Origin of the sequence: Stenotrophomonas sp. S39, from assembly GCF_016624665.1 — a bacterium.
Lineage (GTDB): Bacteria > Pseudomonadota > Gammaproteobacteria > Xanthomonadales > Xanthomonadaceae > Stenotrophomonas.
In genome coordinates this window covers 13,723-28,804 of record NZ_JACVTT010000060.1, presented here as the reverse complement: position 1 = coordinate 28,804, position 15,082 = coordinate 13,723, and the positions used below count along the sequence as shown (strand labels likewise).

At 68.7% G+C, this 15,082-nt stretch carries 16 protein-coding genes; 7 read left to right on the top strand and 9 right to left on the bottom strand.

Annotated features, from left to right (window positions below; translation table 11 throughout):
- Nucleotides 1–166 precede the first annotated feature (166 nt).
- Together IAE41_RS15180 and IAE41_RS15175 are read right to left on the bottom strand one after the other, a co-directional pair.
- Nucleotides 167–748: a TlpA disulfide reductase family protein gene (locus IAE41_RS15180; RefSeq protein ID WP_200733671.1), complete on the bottom strand. Its 582-nt coding sequence runs from the start codon at nucleotides 746–748 to the stop codon at nucleotides 167–169.
- Nucleotides 745–2,019: a YihY family inner membrane protein gene (locus IAE41_RS15175; RefSeq protein ID WP_200733670.1), complete on the bottom strand. Its 1,275-nt coding sequence runs from the start codon at nucleotides 2,017–2,019 to the stop codon at nucleotides 745–747. The genes IAE41_RS15180 and IAE41_RS15175 overlap by 4 nt, the downstream gene beginning before the upstream one ends.
- 77 nt (nucleotides 2,020–2,096) lie before the next feature.
- Here IAE41_RS15175 and wrbA point away from each other — a divergent pair, with 77 nt between their 5' ends.
- The 3 genes from wrbA (at nucleotide 2,097) to IAE41_RS15160 (ending at nucleotide 3,587) form a co-directional block, all read left to right on the top strand.
- A complete protein-coding gene (wrbA, locus tag IAE41_RS15170) occupies nucleotides 2,097–2,690 on the top strand; it encodes an NAD(P)H:quinone oxidoreductase (RefSeq protein WP_079220728.1) in 594 nt (197 codons plus the stop codon).
- Nucleotides 2,687–3,022, top strand: coding sequence for a DUF2069 domain-containing protein (locus IAE41_RS15165; RefSeq protein ID WP_079220727.1), 336 nt, complete (start codon nucleotides 2,687–2,689; stop codon nucleotides 3,020–3,022). Before wrbA ends, IAE41_RS15165 begins: the two co-directional genes overlap by 4 nt.
- 79 nt (nucleotides 3,023–3,101) lie before the next feature.
- Complete coding sequence (locus tag IAE41_RS15160) at nucleotides 3,102–3,587, top strand: asparaginase domain-containing protein (protein ID WP_079220726.1); 486 nt, start codon at nucleotides 3,102–3,104, stop codon at nucleotides 3,585–3,587.
- A gap of 115 nt (nucleotides 3,588–3,702) precedes the next feature.
- On the opposite strand, the gene IAE41_RS15155 is transcribed toward IAE41_RS15160, so the two are convergent.
- The 3 genes from IAE41_RS15155 to sufT form a co-directional block, all read right to left on the bottom strand.
- Nucleotides 3,703–5,451, bottom strand: a complete 1,749-nt coding sequence (locus IAE41_RS15155; RefSeq protein ID WP_200733669.1) for a S8 family peptidase — start codon at nucleotides 5,449–5,451, stop codon at nucleotides 3,703–3,705.
- A 420-nt stretch (nucleotides 5,452–5,871) separates the two neighbouring features.
- Nucleotides 5,872–6,966 (bottom strand): branched-chain amino acid aminotransferase, encoded by a 1,095-nt coding sequence (locus IAE41_RS15150; RefSeq protein ID WP_079220724.1) that lies wholly within the window; start codon nucleotides 6,964–6,966, stop codon nucleotides 5,872–5,874.
- Between the two features lie 59 nt (nucleotides 6,967–7,025).
- Entirely contained in the window at nucleotides 7,026–7,577 is a 552-nt protein-coding gene (gene sufT / locus IAE41_RS15145) for a putative Fe-S cluster assembly protein SufT (RefSeq protein WP_079220723.1), read from the bottom strand.
- Between the two features lie 122 nt (nucleotides 7,578–7,699).
- Between sufT and IAE41_RS15140 the strand changes: the two genes are divergently transcribed.
- A complete protein-coding gene (locus IAE41_RS15140) occupies nucleotides 7,700–8,119 on the top strand; it encodes a hypothetical protein (RefSeq protein WP_200733668.1) in 420 nt (139 codons plus the stop codon).
- Between the two features lie 107 nt (nucleotides 8,120–8,226).
- On the opposite strand, the gene IAE41_RS15135 is transcribed toward IAE41_RS15140, so the two are convergent.
- Together IAE41_RS15135 and IAE41_RS15130 are read right to left on the bottom strand one after the other, a co-directional pair.
- On the bottom strand, nucleotides 8,227–9,687 hold the full coding sequence (locus IAE41_RS15135; RefSeq protein ID WP_079220721.1) for an NAD(P)(+) transhydrogenase (Re/Si-specific) subunit beta: 1,461 nt from the start codon (nucleotides 9,685–9,687) through the stop codon (nucleotides 8,227–8,229).
- Nucleotides 9,684–10,004 carry an NAD(P) transhydrogenase subunit alpha gene (locus IAE41_RS15130; RefSeq protein ID WP_005408173.1) on the bottom strand — a complete coding sequence of 107 codons (321 nt, stop codon included), beginning with the start codon at nucleotides 10,002–10,004 and terminating at the stop codon, nucleotides 9,684–9,686. Before IAE41_RS15130 ends, IAE41_RS15135 begins: the two co-directional genes overlap by 4 nt.
- Nucleotides 10,005–10,102: 98 nt before the next feature.
- Between IAE41_RS15130 and IAE41_RS15125 the strand changes: the two genes are divergently transcribed.
- Genes IAE41_RS15125 through IAE41_RS15115 form a run of 3 tightly spaced genes read left to right on the top strand, consistent with a single transcriptional unit; the run spans nucleotide 10,103 to nucleotide 11,465 of the window.
- Complete coding sequence (locus tag IAE41_RS15125; protein WP_200733667.1) at nucleotides 10,103–10,687, top strand: RNA polymerase sigma factor; 585 nt, start codon at nucleotides 10,103–10,105, stop codon at nucleotides 10,685–10,687.
- Entirely contained in the window at nucleotides 10,684–11,010 is a 327-nt protein-coding gene (locus tag IAE41_RS15120; RefSeq protein ID WP_108758843.1) for a hypothetical protein, read from the top strand. Before IAE41_RS15125 ends, IAE41_RS15120 begins: the two co-directional genes overlap by 4 nt.
- A gap of 5 nt (nucleotides 11,011–11,015) precedes the next feature.
- Nucleotides 11,016–11,465 (top strand): DUF3106 domain-containing protein, encoded by a 450-nt coding sequence (locus IAE41_RS15115; protein ID WP_108758842.1) that lies wholly within the window; start codon nucleotides 11,016–11,018, stop codon nucleotides 11,463–11,465.
- A 77-nt stretch (nucleotides 11,466–11,542) separates the two neighbouring features.
- Here IAE41_RS15115 and IAE41_RS15110 read toward each other — a convergent pair whose 3' ends face one another.
- Nucleotides 11,543–12,622: an NAD(P) transhydrogenase subunit alpha gene (locus IAE41_RS15110; protein ID WP_200733666.1), complete on the bottom strand. Its 1,080-nt coding sequence runs from the start codon at nucleotides 12,620–12,622 to the stop codon at nucleotides 11,543–11,545.
- Between the two features lie 52 nt (nucleotides 12,623–12,674).
- A complete protein-coding gene (locus IAE41_RS15105; RefSeq protein ID WP_200733665.1) occupies nucleotides 12,675–15,017 on the bottom strand; it encodes a DUF1631 domain-containing protein in 2,343 nt (780 codons plus the stop codon).
- Between the last annotated feature and the right edge of the window lie 65 nt (nucleotides 15,018–15,082).

The window sequence follows — 15,082 nt, the reverse complement described above, 5'->3', positions numbered from 1 at the left end:
CCGGTTGAGGGGGTGTGAGCGGCATGGATGCCGCGACCAAGCCCCCATGGATGGGTTTACGGCGTCCCCCTCAACCGGACCCACCCCGCCATCCCACGGAATGCAGGCCTTTGACGTTGACGTTGATTCTGCAGGTGCAGGGCTGCAAGCCCTGCATAAAAAAAACCTACTTCGCAGCAGCGATCTGCTGTTCGATGTCAGCAGCGGTCACCGGCCCCAGGAACGTGTGCGCGACCTTGCCCTTCGGGTCGATCAGGTGGGTCAGCGGCAGGCCGCGCGGGATCGCGAAGTCGGCCGGCGGGTCGAACGGGTCTACCACCACGATCGGATAGGTCACCGGATGCTTGGCCAGGAACGCCTGCATCTCCGGCGTCTCGATGTCCTCGTAGGCCAGGCCCACCACCTCGACGTTGCTGCGCATCGCGTGCAACGCCGACAGCTCCGGCATCTCCTTGCGGCACGGTGCACACCAGGTCGCCCAGAAATTCACCACCACCCATTTGCCGCGGTGCGCGGCCAGGTCGTACTCGCTGCCGTCGATGGCCTTCATCTTCAACGCCGGGAACTCGGCCGTGGTGCGCTCGGCCGGGTTCTCGTCGGTACCTTCCGCAGCTGCCGGGGGCGCGGGCGCCGGTGCCTGGGCCGGCGGCGTGCTGCTGGCCGGGGTCGGTTCCTGCGCGGGCTTGCAGGCGGCCAGGGCCAGCAGCAGGGCAAGCGGCAGGGCCTTCAACAAGGGCGTGCGGATCATGGTGTGTCTCCGGAATCAGGGTAGATGTCGCTGACACGGCGCTTGAGGCGCTCGCGCAGCGGCAGGCGAAGTTCGTCCAGGGCGGCCAGCGCGGCCTGGCCCAGGCTGTCATCGCGGTACGGCAGGTGCTGCTCGGACACCGGGATGCGCAACTGGGTGCATTCGTAGAGGTCGGCCAGGCTGACCTGGTCCAGGTCGCGCGCCAGCAGCCACTCGCCACGCTCGTCGCGGCGCAGCAGGCCGATGTCCTGCAGGTTGCAGGCCAGGTCCTGCAACAGCGAATCGGTCAGCATCGGCTCCAGCCGCAGGATCTCATCGTCGGCCAGGCCGCGGCCCTTGCCGCGCGCATGGTGGAAGCGCCCGAGCAGGCGCAGCAGGCCGTAGAACTCGAAGCCCTGCGGCAGGCGCAGCTCCACCGGCTGGTAGCGGAAGGCGGCCATCGACGAGGCCAGCGAAGCCCCCAGCAGCACCGCCACCCAGCACAGGTAGATCCACAGCAGCAGGATCGGCACGAAGGCAACCGTGCCGTAGAGCTTCTGGTAGGACTGGAAGCTGCCCAGGTAGGCACCGATGCCCCACTTGATCAGCTCAAGCAATACCGCCGCCAGCACCGCGCCGGGAATCGCATGCCGCCACTTCACCGTGTGGTGCGGTACCACGCGGAACATCAGCATGATGCAGACGAACTCGATCAGCACCGGCGCCAGCCGCAGCGACAGGTCGGCCAGCCAGCGCCCTTCCTGGGTGCCGAACAGCGGCATCGCGAACACCCGCGCCGACACTGCCAGCGAAGCGGCCGCGAGCATGGCGCCCAGGGTCAGCACGGTCCAGTAGACCAGGAAGCGGGTCAGCTTGGGCCGCGTGCTGCCCACCCGCCAGATCTGGTTGAAGGTTTCCTCGACGCTGTTGAGGGTGATCAGCAGCGAAACCACCAGGGCGATGAAGCCGGCGGCGGTGAGCTGGCCGGCACTGGCCGAGAACTGCCGCAGGTAGCCCTCCGCCGCGCGCGCGGCGCTGGGCACGAAGTTGGAGAACACGTAGTCGCTGAGCTGGTCGCTCCAGCGGTCGAACACCGGGAATGCCGACAGCACCCCGAAGACCACGATCGCCAGCGGCACCAGCGCGAACACGGTGGTGTAGGCCAGCGCCGCGGCCGCCTGGAACAGGCGGTCGTCGAGGAAGCGGCGCCAGAGGAAGCGACCGAAGCTGGCGGCCCGTGCGCGATCCCGCGCGCGCTCCATCCACAGGTTGAGCGTATCCAGAGGTTCCATCGGCGAAAGGGTACCCGATGCGGAATCGATGCAGGATAGCCATACTGGCATCCACACGATGAGGAGACCTGCACGCGATGGGCGAGATTCTGGTGCTTTACTACAGCCGGGGCGGTTCGGTGGCACGGCTGGCGCGCCAGATCGCGCGGGGCATCGGCGAAGTGCCGGGCATGACCGCGCGCCTGCGCACGGTGCCGCCGGTGGCCGCAGTGACCCAGACCGCGCAGCCGCCGGTACCCGATGACGGCGCGCCCTACGTGAGCGTGCAGGACCTGGCCGACTGCCAGGGCGTGCTGCTCGGCAGCCCGACGCGCTTCGGCAACATGGCCGCACCGGTCAAGCATTTCCTCGATGGCCTGGGCGCGGAGTGGGTCAACGGCACCCTGGCCGGCAAGCCTGCCGGTGTGTTCACCTCCACCGCCTCGATGCACGGCGGCCAGGAATCGACCCTGCTGTCGATGCAGGTGCCGCTGCTGCACCACGGCTGCCTGATCGTCGGCATTCCCTTCACCGAACCGGCGCTGAGCCATACCACCAGTGGCGGTACGCCTTACGGCGCCAGCCATGTGGCCGGTGCAGCAGACGACCCGCAGCCGACCGACGACGAGGCCGTCCTGGCCCGCGCGCTGGGCCGCCGGGTGGCCGACATCGCACAGCGGCTGGCCCGATGAATACCGCGCCGCGCACGGTCCTGCTGCTGGCCCTGCTGGGCCTGGCGGCGCTGTACGTGGGCTGGTTCATCAATGACAAGCACTGGCTGGCCACCCAGCTGGTGTTCACCGCACCGCCCCTGGCACTGGCCATCGCCCTGCGCCTGGGCTGGCGCAAGGCCGGCTTCTGGGCCTCGGTGCTGGCCCTGGGCTGGTTCAGCCATGGCGTGATGAGTGCATGGAGCCACCCGGAGACCCGCTGGCTGGCGCTGATCGAGACGGCCCTGGCTTTGCTGGTCATCTTCGCCGCCAGCCTGCCGGGGTTGCGCGCCCGCTTCAGCAAGCGACGCTGACGCTGCGGCCGCCGGGCCTTATCATCTGTGTTCCCGGCCCCGCGCCGCTGTACCTGTCCTGGTTTCGCGCATGCACATGATGGAAGAGCTCCTGGTCGTCACCACCGGTGGCACGATCGACAAGATCTACTTCGACGACAAGTCGGACTACCAGATCGGTGATCCGCAGATCGGCATGATCCTGCGGGAGCTCGGGGTGACCTTCCGCTTCAACGTGATTCCGATCCTGCGCAAGGATTCGCTGCACATCAACGACGATGACCGCGAGCTGATCCGCGCGACCATCGCCGCGCAGGCGACCCGGCACGTGCTGGTCACCCATGGCACTGATTCGATGGTGCAGACCGGCCAGGTGCTGGCGACGATCCCGGACAAGACCATCGTGATGACCGGCGCGCTGAGCCCGGCACGCTTCCGTGGCTCGGATGCGGAGTTCAACATCGGCTGTGCGATCGGTGCGGTGCAGTCGCTGCCGACCGGCGTGTACATCGCGATGAACGGCCGCATCTTCGATCCGCAGCATGTGCGCAAGAACGTGGCGGCCAACCGGTTCGAGTCGGTCTGACGAACCTCTAGTGCCGAGCCCATGCTCGGCAGCTCCCTGACAGCCGAGCGTGGGTTCGGCCCCAGAAAAACACCCCGGCCGAAGCCGGGGCGTGCCCTTGGAGAGGGACTTGGGCTCAGTACTGGGCGTTGAGGCTGACGCCCGAGAAGGTGCTGTAACCCTTCACCCGGACATGCCAGGTGCCGGCGGCGGGGCTGTTGATGGTGCAGGTTTCATTGTTGCCGCTCAGGTACGGGCGGCAGGTGTAGGTCGTGTCGGTCGGGGCGCTGCCCTGGCGCACGTACAGGTCGGCATCACCGCTGCCGCCGCTGATCGCCACGCGCAGCTGCGAGCGGCCGGCCGGCACCTGCACCGTGTAGCTGAGCGAAGCACCGCTGGAGGCCCCCAGGCCGGTCACCGGCACGTTGTTCTGCAGCACGGTGCCACCCGGGTTCGGGTTGCCGCCGCCGGTACCGTTGATGGCCGCGGTGACCGCTGCATCGGCATCGATGATGCCTGCGCCGCAGCCGCCCGAGCAGGCGCCCGGCAAGGGACGTGCGGTGCTCTTGATGATGCTCTCCACCTGCGCCGGGCTCAGCGGCGAGGGTGCCACCGACTGCATCAGCGCGACCACGCCGGCCACGTGCGGCGCCGCCATCGAGGTGCCGTTGTAGGAGGCGTAGGTTGCGCTGGCCGGCACCGTGGTGCCGGTGTTGAGGGTGGAGAGGATGTTCGCGCCCGGTGCGGAGATGTCGATGCCGGTGCCGTAGTTGGAGAAGCTGGCCTTGGCGCCGGTCGAGGTGGTCGCAGCGACAGCCACGACGTTGGCGCAGTTGGCCGGCACCGAGGTGGAGACGTTGGCCGACTCGTTGCCGGCGGCCACCACCACGGTGGTGCCACGGCCGACTGCGCCGTTGATGGCGTTCTGGTAGGTGGTCGAGCAGCTGCCGCCGCCACCCAGCGACATGTTGATGACCTCCGCCGGGTTGGCGTTGGCCGGCACGCCGCTGACCGTGCCACCGGAGGCCCAGGTGATGGCGTCGACGATGTCCGAGGTGTAGCCGCCGCACTTGCCGAGCACGCGCACCGGCACGACCTTGGCGTTGTAGGCGGTACCGGCCACGCCGGTGCTGTTGTTGGTCACCGCGGCGATGGTGCCGGCCACATGGGTGCCGTGCCAGCTGGAGCTGGAGGCCGGATAACCGGCGCCGCACTCGTTGGCGGCGTACCAGTCACCCTCGTCGTTCGGGTTGTTGTCGCGGCCGCCGCCATCGCGCGCCATCGCGGCATCGCTGATGAAGTCGTAGCCGGGCAGGATGTTGGCGTTCAGATCCGGGTGGCTGGTGATGCCGGTATCGATGACGGCCACGACCACGCCGGTGCCGGTGGCCTTGTCCCAGGCCGGGCGCACGTTGATCGAGGCGTTGGACGTGCCGAAGCCCCACTGCTCGCTCAGGCGGGCATCGTTCGGGGTCAGCGTGGCACGCATGATCTGGTCGACTTCCACGTACTCGACGTTCGGGTCGGCGGCGAGCTTGCGCATCAGCAGCTCGGATTCGGCCTGGTCCAGCGCGCGGTCGGAGCGCACCACGCTCGGACCGGTGGCCAGGCGGCGGATCTGCTGCAGGCCGAGGGCGCGCCCCTGGGCGCTGGGCAGGCCGGCAGCGGCCGTCTTCAGCGAGGAGGCCAGTGCAGTGGTGTTGGCCACCAGCTGGCTGCCGTCCTTGTACTTGACGATGAATTGCTGGTGCACCGGCGCGGACTTCAACCCGCTGAGCTGGACATCGCCAGCGAAGGCCGGGGCGGCCAGCAGCAGGGAGGTGACGACGGACGCACTGAGAACCACCCACGACCTGCGCAGACGCAGTTGCGAAACCTGGGACATCGGAATTTCCCTTTCTAGTGGTGTGAATGCCGGAATCGGCAGAAGCACCGGCCCGAGCGCGCGATGGAGGTGTGCACGCATGGCTCGAAGTCCGGTCAGTCAGCGGATTCCCCTGCGACCCGCCGTGCTGTTGACGCTAATGGCCCGAAACGGACTCCACAAGATTTTCAGCGTCTTTTCAGGAACATGAAATGTCTGATCTGAGACGTGATGGGTGTAGGGTTTGTGAAGGTGAAGGAACTTTCACCCGTCCTATACGGACATGAACCGGACTTTGGCTGTCCCGCCATGTCTTTGCCGACATCGGCAGGCTGGCTGCCGGGGATGGTTCCTGAAACGCAGAAAGCCCGTCGCGGGGACGGGCTTTCCGGGTACGGCAGCCGAGCGTGGGCTCGGCTCTACAGACCTGTTGCGGGCGGATCAGCCCAGCTTGACCAGCCAGTTGTGGCGGTCCGGCTGGCGGCCGTACTGGATGTCGGTCAGTTCCTTGCGCAGCGACATGGTCACTTCGCCGGCCGGAGCGTTGATGTCGCCCACCGAGAAGCCCTCGCCCTTGAGCTGGCCGATCGGGGTGACCACCGCGGCGGTACCGCAGGCGAACACTTCGGCGATGTCACCGGAGGCCACGCCGTTCTTCCACTCGTCGATGGTGACCTTGCGCTCTTCGACCTTCATGCCGCGGTCGCGGGCCAGCTGCAGGATGCTCTCGCGGGTGATGCCCTCGAGGATGCTGCCGGACAGTTCCGGGGTGACCAGGGTGCCGTCCTTGTAGACCAGGAAGACGTTCATGCCGCCCAGTTCTTCCAGGTACTTGCCTTCGACCGGATCGAGGAACAGCACCTGCGAGCAGCCCTGCGCCTGTGCCTTCTGCTGCGGCAGCAGCGAGGCGGCGTAGTTGCCACCGCACTTGGCCGCGCCGGTGCCGCCCTTGGCCGCACGTGCGTATTCGGTGGACAGCCAGATCGACACCGGGGCGACGCCCTTGGCGAAGTACGGGCCGGCCGGGCTGGCGATGACGTAGTAGCCGGCCTTGTGCGCGCCGCGCACGCCGAGGAAGGCTTCGTCGCCGATCATGAACGGACGGAAGTACAGGCTGGATTCGTCGGCCGACGGCACCCAAGCGCTGTCCAGCGCGATCAGCTGCTTCAGCGATTCGACGAAGATCTCCACCGGCAGTTCCGGCAGCGCCAGGCGCTGCGCCGAACGCTGCAGGCGGCGGCCGTTGGCATCGGGGCGGAAGGTCCAGATCGAACCGTCGGCGTGGCGGTAGGCCTTGATGCCTTCGAAGATTTCCTGGCCGTAATGCAGGACGGCGGCGGCCGGGTCCAGCTGCAGCGGACCGTAGGCACGCACGTTGGCGTTGTGCCAGCCGGTGTCCTTGTCCCAGCGCACTTCCACCATGTGATCGGTGAAGTGCAGGCCGAAGCCCGGCTTCTCCAGGATCTGGGCGCGCTCTTCAGCGCTGCGCGGGTGGTCCGAACGGGTGACGGCGAAGCTGGGAATGGACTGGGACACCGGAGGATTCCTGTTCTGGTTGCGGGTAGTGCCGGGCCCGCCGGACAGCGGGCCGTGGGTCAAAGCATGCCGGTTTCGAGCCGGGCGGCCTCGGACATCATGTGCTGGTTCCACGGCGGGTCGAACACCAGGTCGACGTCGGCCTGGGCCACAGTGGGGATCATCTCGAGCTTGCTGCGCACGTCGTCGACCAGGATGTCGCCCATGCCGCAGCCGGGTGCGGTCAGGGTCATCTTCACGTCGATCTCGCGCTGGCCTTCGTCCAGGTGCTTGATCTCGACTTCGTAGACCAGGCCCAGTTCGACGATGTTGACCGGAATTTCCGGGTCGAAGCAGGTGCGCAGCTGCTGCCATACCAGCTGTTCCACCTGTTCATCGGTGGCATCGGCGGGCAGCTCCAGCGGGGCCGGCGCCTCCTTGCCGATGGCGTCGCCGTCCTTGCCGGCGATACGGAACAGGTTGCCTTCGACGAACACCGAATAGCTGCCGCCCAGTGCCTGGGTGATATAGCCATAGCTGCCGGCGGGCAGGGTCACGGTGTCGCCCTGCGGGACCATCACGGCCTCGCAATCGCGTTCGAAGTGGACAGGTTCGCTGCTACGGGAATACATGGGGACCGATATGGGGCCGCGGCCGAAGCCACGCAAGACGGCATTCTAGCCCAGCCGCCCTGCCCCCGCCGGTGCACTGCGGCAAACCACAGTATCCTGTGGGTGTCCTTCAGGGAGCTTCGATGTCCTCCAATGCCGCGCGTGCCAGGACCGTCACCTGGCTTTGGCCCTTCATGTTGCTGCTGGGCCTGGTTGTCGCCCCGATGGTCTGGGTGCTGGTGGCCTTGATGACCGGCCGCCAGGTCGGCTGGATGGCGGTGGTGACCGCCCTGGAACTCACGTTCATGCTGCGCCTGGGCACGCTGGGCCCGGGCCGGCTGCGCATCGCGCTGGTGGTGCTGGGCACAGCGCTGGTGAGCGCGGTGGCCTACTGGTGCATCGCCAGCGTCTGGATGGGTGGCTCGATGGGGCTGAACCCGATGGATGCCGTGTTGCGGATGGGCCCGCACCTGGCCTGGACCCTGACCAGCCTGGCCAACGGCGCCATGGAATGGATCTGGCTGGCGGTGGGCGTGGTCGTCGGCGCCTGGCTGGCGCGCTGATTCACAGTGCATGGGGTCGGATCCCTTTCCGCAGGAAAGGGCTCTGACCCCAGATCCCGAACGTGGGTCAGAGCCCTTTCCTGCGGAAAGGGATCCGACCCCTGCCCTCAATGCCCGCCGTCGAGCGCCTTCAGTTCGCTCACCAGCGAGGCCGCGGCCTCGGCACCATCGCCATACAGCATGCGGGTGTTGTCGGCGTAGAACAGCGCATTCTCGATGCCGGCAAAGCCGGTGCCCTTGCCGCGCTTGATCACCACCACGTTGCGCGCATTGACCACGTCCAGCACCGGCATGCCGTAGATCGGGCTTGCCGGATCGGTGCGCGCCACCGGATTGACCACATCATTGGCACCGATCACCAGCACCACGTCGGTGTTGGCGAACTCGGGGTTGATGTCGTCCATGTCGGCGATCAGGTCGTAGGGCACGCCGGCTTCGGCCAGCAGCACGTTCATGTGCCCGGGCATGCGCCCGGCCACCGGGTGGATGGCGAACTTCACCTTCACCCCGCGCTGGCCCAGCCGCTGCGCCAGTTCCCAGATCTTGTGCTGTGCCTGGGCGACGGCCATGCCGTAGCCCGGCACGATCACCACGCGCTCGGCGAAGGCCATCATCGCCGCCACGTCGGCTGCTTCGATCGGCTTCTGCGAACCGGTGATCGCCTGCGCTTCACCGCCGGCGCCGCCGCCGAAGTTGGAGAACAGCACGTTGCTGATCGGCCGGTTCATCGCCTTGGCCATCAGCCGGGTCAGCAGGATGCCGGCCGCGCCGACCATCATGCCGGCGATGATCAGTGCCTCGTTGCCCAGCACGTAGCCTTCGAAGGACACCGCCAGGCCGGTGAACGCGTTGTACAGCGAGATCACCACCGGCATGTCGGCGCCGCCGATGGGCAGGGTCATCAGCACGCCCAGGGCCAGCGCCAGCACGAAGAAGGCGACGATGGACCAGGTGCTGAGCGTGCTGGCGGCGATGATCGCCAGGACCACCACGGCCAGCGCCACCAGCAGGTTCAGCGCCTGCTGGCCGGGCCAGGTCACGCGCTTGTCCAGGCGCCCATCCAGCTTGGCCCAGGCGATGACCGAGCCGGACAGCGACACCGCACCGATGGCCGCGCCGACCACCGCCAGCAGCAGCACGGTGGCCGAAGGCTGGCGCGCGGCCAGGTCGGCCAGCGCCTGCGCACTCCAGTGGCTGGTATCGCGGTTGGCCAGGAAGGCATAACGCAGCAGCTCCACCGCACCGATGGCCGCAGCCGAGCCACCACCCATGCCGTTGTAGAGGGCCACCATCTGCGGCATGTCGGTGATGGCGACCTTGCCGGCCGACCACCAGGCCAGGCCGGCGCCGAGCAGCAGCGCCACCAGGATCAGCGGCACGTTGTGCAGTTCGGGCAGGAAGAAGGTGGCCACCGTGGCCAGCAGCATGCCCAGCCCGGCCCAGCGGATGCCGCTGCGCGCGGTCAGCGGCGAGGCCATGCGCTGCAGGCCGAGCAGGAACAGGGTGGCGGCCACCAGGTAGCTGGCCTTGACCAGCCAATCGAGCAGTTCGACGGTGCTGATGTTCAAGCCTGCGGCTCCTTCGGTTCGTCCTTGCCGCCCTTGGGCGCGCTCGGCTTGAACATTTCCAGCATGCGCGCGGTGACCACGTAGCCACCGGCGGCGTTGCCGGCACCCAGCACCACGGCCAGGAACCCCAGCGCCTTCTCCAGCGGTGTCTGTGCGTGGCCCAGCACCACCATGGCGCCGATCAGCACGATGCCGTGGATGAAGTTGGAACCCGACATCAGCGGGGTATGCAGGATGACCGGCACCCGCGAAATGATCACGTGACCGGCGATTGCGGCCAGCATGAAGATGTACAGCGCCACGAACCCGTCACTCATCGGCAACGCCTCCCGCTCTGTCTTCGTCGCCCCATCATAACCACGGGCTGAACCCCGCGCGCCCCCCGGTCAACCAAAGCCGTGCTCACGCGTTGTCGATGGTGACCCCGAGCGAGGAACCGTACCCTGTGCTGGTGAGCAGCCCCCTCCCCCAGACCGCCGATGCCGATGCCCTGCCGGTGTCGCTGGAAGCGTTCCTGGCCAGCGTCGGCCCGCGCGCCTTCCGTTTCGCCGAGGCCGGCCTGCGCCAGCGCGAGGATGCCCTGGACGCGGTGCAGGACGCCCTGCTGCGCATGCTGGACTACGCCGACAAGCCGGCCGCCGAATGGGCGCCGCTGTTCTGGAGCATCCTGCGCCGGCGGGTGATCGACCTGCAGCGCCGGCGCCGCTTCCGCCTGCCGTTCTGGCGCGACAACCACGATGCCGACGGCGCCGACATCGACTGGGCCGACCCCGGCCCGGACCCGGCGCAGGCACACGAACAGCACCAGCAGTACCAGCAACTGGTGCAGGCGCTGCGCACGCTGCCCGCCCGCCAGCGCGAAGCCTTCAGCCTGCGCGTGCTGCAGGACCTGGACGGGGCCACCACCGCCCGCGCCATGGGCTGCAGCGAAGGCGCGGTAAAGACCCATCTGGCACGCGCCCGACAGGCGCTGCAGGATTACCTGGAGAACCATCCGTGAACCGCTCCCTGCCTTCCGATGACGCCCTGCGCAGCCTGCATGCGCAGTCGCTGCAGTCGCTGTCGCCGGCCACCCTGGCGCGGCTGCGCCAGGCCCGCCATGGCGCCCATGCGGCGCACCGGGGCCGCTGGCGCTGGTGGCTGGCCAGCGCGTGTTCGCTGGTGATGGCGCTGGGCATCGGCGTGCAGTTCACCGGCCCGGGCACGCACACGGGCCCGGCCCCGGCACCGACGCTTGCGGCGGTGGAAGACAACAGCGCGCTGTACGACGAGAATCCCGACATGTACCTGTGGCTGGGCGACACCGACCTGGCGATGGAGTGAGAACCATGCTGCGACGCCCCACCCTGCCCCTGCTGTTCGCCCTGGTCCTGCTGCCGGCTGCGCCGCTGCTGGCACAGACCACTGCGCCTGCTGCTGCACCGGGCCCCGTGCTGCCCAACTGGGAACAGTTGAGCCCGGCCCAGCGCGAGGCGCTGCTGGCGCCACTGCGCGACCGCTGGAACGGCGCCGATGCCGGACAACGCCAGCGCATGCTGTCGCACGGCCAGCGCTGGCAGTCGATGAGCCCGGAAGAACGCGACAAGGCCCGCCGTGGCCTGCGCCGTTTCGAGCACATGAGCCCGGAACAGCGCGAGCAGGCGCGCGCGCTGTTCGGCCAGATGCGCACGCTGAGCCCGGCCCAGCGCGATGCACTGCGCGAGCGCTGGTCGCAGATGACGCCGGAAGAACGCAAGGACTGGGTGCGCGAGAATCCGCCGCCGGCGAAGCCGCGGTAAAGGGGTAGCGCCGGGCCGTGCCCGGCGGATCCTGCGCGGGCCGCTGCGCTCGCCGGGCATGGCCCGGCGCTACCGTTTCATGCCTGCCAGCGCGTCTTCGCCAGCAGTTCGTCTTCCCAATCAAACCCGAGCTGGCCATCCTGCACGAACAGGGTGACGAAGTTGAGCAGGTTGCGCGCGTACATCTCGCTGGCCTGGGTGGCGCCGCGGCTGGCCAGATTCAAAGGGCCATCAATGGTCACGCCCTGGTGTTCGATGCACTGGCCCGGCTGGGTCAGGGCGCAGTTGCCGCCGCTCTCGGCGGCCAGGTCGACGATCACGCTGCCCACCGCCATGCCCTCGACCATTGCCGCGGTGACGATGGTGGGCGCCGGCCGGCCCGGCACCGCCGCGGTGCAGATCACCACGTCCACGCTGCGCAGGTGGTCGGCCAGGCGGCGCTGCTGCTCGGCCCGCTCCTCGTCGGTCAATGCACGCGCATAGCCGCCCTCGCCCGCCGCGCTGACCCCCAGGTCGAGGAAGCGCGCGCCCAGCGACTGGATCTGTTCGCGGGTTTCAGGCCGCACGTCGAAGCCTTCCACCTGCGCGCCCAGGCGGCGCACGGTGGCGATGGCCTGCAGGCCGGCCACGCCGGCGCCGATCACCAGCACCTTGGCCGGGCGCACGGTACCGGCCGCCGTCGTCAGCATCGGGAAGAAGCGCGGCGCACGCTCGGCGGCGATCAGCGCGGCCTTGTAGCCGGCCATGCCGGCCTGCGAACTGAGCACGTCCATGGCCTGCGCACGCGTGGTACGCGGCAGCTGCTGCAGCGGGAACAACAGCAGGCGGTCATCGCCGGCCAGCGCCGCCAGCGACGGGTCGCTGGCCGGTGTGAGCAGGCCGACCACACTGGCACCGGGCTTGAGCTGGGCCAGCACCGCAGCCGGTGGCGCCTGCACGCACAGCAGGATGTCGATCTCGTTCCAGCGACCGGCGTCGAAGGCGCGCGCGCCCGCATCGTCGTAGGCGGCATCGGGGAAGCCTGCGGCCAGTCCGGCGCCGGCTTCGTACCAGACGGTGATGCCCAAGGCCCCGAGCTTGCGCGCCGTTTCCGGCGTCAGTGCCACGCGCCGTTCGCCCGGCGCGGTCTCCTTCATCCCCAGCAACGCCACGGCCATGCAGGTCCCCGCTGATCGGTGAGTTTTCCCGATCCTAGCAGGCAGCCACCCCTCAGTGCAGGGTGGCGTTACCCGGGTCCAGGCGGTCGATCACGCCCTGCATGGCGCTGTCGAAGGCGCCATCGTCGACGTGGGCGCGCAGGCGGCCCAGCCGCACCATTACCGCCAGTTCTTCCGGCGACGCCACGCAGAAGCGCACGCCACGACGGTTGACGAACAGCAGGCGCGAGGAGATCGGGCTGATCCAGGACAGCTTGCCGGCCTGGACCTTGCCGTCCTTGTCGACGAAGTCCAGCCAGTTGCCGATTTCCATGCGGCGGAAGCGGTCGGCGTCGGCATTGTCGAAATCATCGGTCTCGACCTGCCCGGCCAGTTCCACCGCGCTGGCTTCGCGCACCGGTGCGGTCGGCAGCGCGACCTGCGGCAGTTCCGGCAGCGCGCGCTGCAGTTCCGGGCGCGATTCGGCGATGCCCTGCAGGGTGCCGTGCAGCGCATCGATGGCGGCCGAGGCCGCATCACCGTGCACGCCGACACTGGCAAACACCTTGGCCAGCACCGGCTGCCAGGCCTGCAGCCACGGCTTGCCGACGATGTGCCGGCGCGCCTCGGCCACTTCCTCCAGCAGGCCGTCGCCCAGGCTCAGCGCCTCGGCCACGGACGCCCCGTCCTCGCCCTCGCGCAGCAGCGCCAGGGTCAGGTGGTGCTGCCACGGCTGGCGCAGGAACCCGGCGATGGCCGGCGGCAGTGTGGCATCGCCGATGCGGCGGTCCAGTTCGGCGCCGGCACGGTTGCGGGCCATTTCCAGTTTTTCCTGGCCGCGCTGCGTTTCGGCGGCGCGGCGCTCGGCGATTTCCACGCGGCGGCGATGCTGCAGCAGGAAATCGCGGAATTCTTCTTCCAGGGTCAGGAAGATCGCCAGGTTCTCGTTGAACTCGGCGACCAGGCGCTCGATGATTTCCTCGACCTTGGCCATCAGCATGCGCTCGGCCTGGCTTTCGCCGGTGTTGCCTTCGCAGGCCTCGGCCAGCGAATTGAGCAGCTTGCGGGCCGGATGGGTCTTCTGCACGAACATGCGGCGGTCGAGCATGGCGACCTTGACGAAGGGCACCACCAGGCGGCCGATCAGCTCGCGCGAGCGGCCTTCCAGTTCGCGTTCGTCCAGCATCACGTCGAACAGCATGCCGACCAGGTCGATCGCATCCTCGTCCTGCGGGTCCAACCGGGTCTGGCCGGGGTCCACGCCGAGGCGGGTGGCGTTGGACAGCACTTCGCTCTTCAGCCGCTGCGCCAGCGATTCACCGTCCTCGCCGATGGCCGCGCGCAGGGTCGCGCTGGGCGTGGCCTGCAGCAGCGACAGCACCGACATCATCTCGCGCTGGCTGAGCGGGCGGTGCTGGCCCACGGCCACCTGCGCGGCCGACGTCGCATCCTCGCGGACATGCCGGGTCTGCTGCAGCAGTTCGTGCAGTGCTTCCAGCAGCATGCCCTGCTGGCCGGAATAGGCTTCGCCGGAACCGCCGGGCGCACCGCCAGGCATTCCGTCTTCGCCGGCCAGGTGCTGCTGCATGTGGCCACGGCGCTCGGACCAGCGCGCGGCGAACCGCTGCGCCCAGGCCGGTGCGGCCTGCTCCTCATCGCTGAAATCGGTGTCGAAGCCCGGCGCCTGGCGCTGTTCGACCAGATCGTCCATCCCGTGCGGGGCCTGCTGTGCCGGGGCTGCCGACAGCGGCCGCCGCGGGGCGCCCATCTGCGGCATCACACCGGCTGCAGCCAACTGCTCGTCCAGCTTCTCGTAGATGCGACCCACCGTCGCGCGCATGTCGCGCTCGCACAGCTTGATCAGCACCAGGTGTACTTCCGGGGCCAGCTCGCACCCGGCGAACGCCTGGTGGATGGCCACGCCCAGATGCTCGGGGCTGACCGGATCGAGATCGGCGTCCAGCTCGATGCCGCCGGCCAGCCAGCCCAGGCGGCGCTCCAGGCGGGCCAGCACCGGCTTGAAATCGCGCAGCAGCACGGTGGCGAAGTTGCGCACCGCCAGCCGCGACTCCAGCACATGTTCAGGAATCAGGCTCAGGCCTTCCTCGGCCGGGCCGGACAGGGTGGCTTCGGCGGACAGCGGATCGCCGGCGGCCAACGCGGCCCAGGCCTGGTCCAGGTGGGCGGCAAAGGCCGCCGTGATCTCGTCCCGGCGCCGACGCAGTTCACGCATGGCGTCCAGGAACAGCAACTGCGACGCGCCGGCATTGCCGGCACGGTCGAACAGGGCGTCGTCAAACCGCGCCAGCGCCGCGCCGAAGGCCTGGCACAGTGCGGGCAGGACAGCGTCCCGTGCAAGCTGGAGCTGGGCCGGGTCACGACCCGGCGATCCCATCGGAGTGGGCGCGCTCATCATTCGGGAAGGCTCCCCACCTTCTCTGGTACGACAGACATCATGGACATCGCGACGGCCGGTACACC

Bases quoted from the DNA above. Each gene is read 5' to 3' on its own strand.
- IAE41_RS15130 (WP_005408173.1), bottom strand. From the start codon at position 10,004: ATGAGTGACGGGTTCGTGGCGCTGTACATCTTCATGCTGGCCGCAATC.
- wrbA (WP_079220728.1), top strand. From the start codon at position 2,097: ATGGGCGAGATTCTGGTGCTTTACTACAGCCGGGGCGGTTCGGTGGCA.
- IAE41_RS15105 (WP_200733665.1), bottom strand. From the start codon at position 15,017: ATGATGAGCGCGCCCACTCCGATGGGATCGCCGGGTCGTGACCCGGCC.
- IAE41_RS15160 (WP_079220726.1), top strand. From the start codon at position 3,102: ATGGAAGAGCTCCTGGTCGTCACCACCGGTGGCACGATCGACAAGATC.
- sufT (WP_079220723.1), bottom strand. From the start codon at position 7,577: ATGTATTCCCGTAGCAGCGAACCTGTCCACTTCGAACGCGATTGCGAG.
- IAE41_RS15155 (WP_200733669.1), bottom strand. From the start codon at position 5,451: ATGTCCCAGGTTTCGCAACTGCGTCTGCGCAGGTCGTGGGTGGTTCTC.
- IAE41_RS15140 (WP_200733668.1), top strand. From the start codon at position 7,700: ATGTCCTCCAATGCCGCGCGTGCCAGGACCGTCACCTGGCTTTGGCCC.
- IAE41_RS15165 (WP_079220727.1), top strand. From the start codon at position 2,687: ATGAATACCGCGCCGCGCACGGTCCTGCTGCTGGCCCTGCTGGGCCTG.
- IAE41_RS15180 (WP_200733671.1), bottom strand. From the start codon at position 748: ATGATCCGCACGCCCTTGTTGAAGGCCCTGCCGCTTGCCCTGCTGCTG.
- IAE41_RS15115 (WP_108758842.1), top strand. From the start codon at position 11,016: ATGCTGCGACGCCCCACCCTGCCCCTGCTGTTCGCCCTGGTCCTGCTG.
- IAE41_RS15125 (WP_200733667.1), top strand. From the start codon at position 10,103: ATGGTGACCCCGAGCGAGGAACCGTACCCTGTGCTGGTGAGCAGCCCC.
- IAE41_RS15110 (WP_200733666.1), bottom strand. From the start codon at position 12,622: ATGGCCGTGGCGTTGCTGGGGATGAAGGAGACCGCGCCGGGCGAACGG.
- IAE41_RS15175 (WP_200733670.1), bottom strand. From the start codon at position 2,019: ATGGAACCTCTGGATACGCTCAACCTGTGGATGGAGCGCGCGCGGGAT.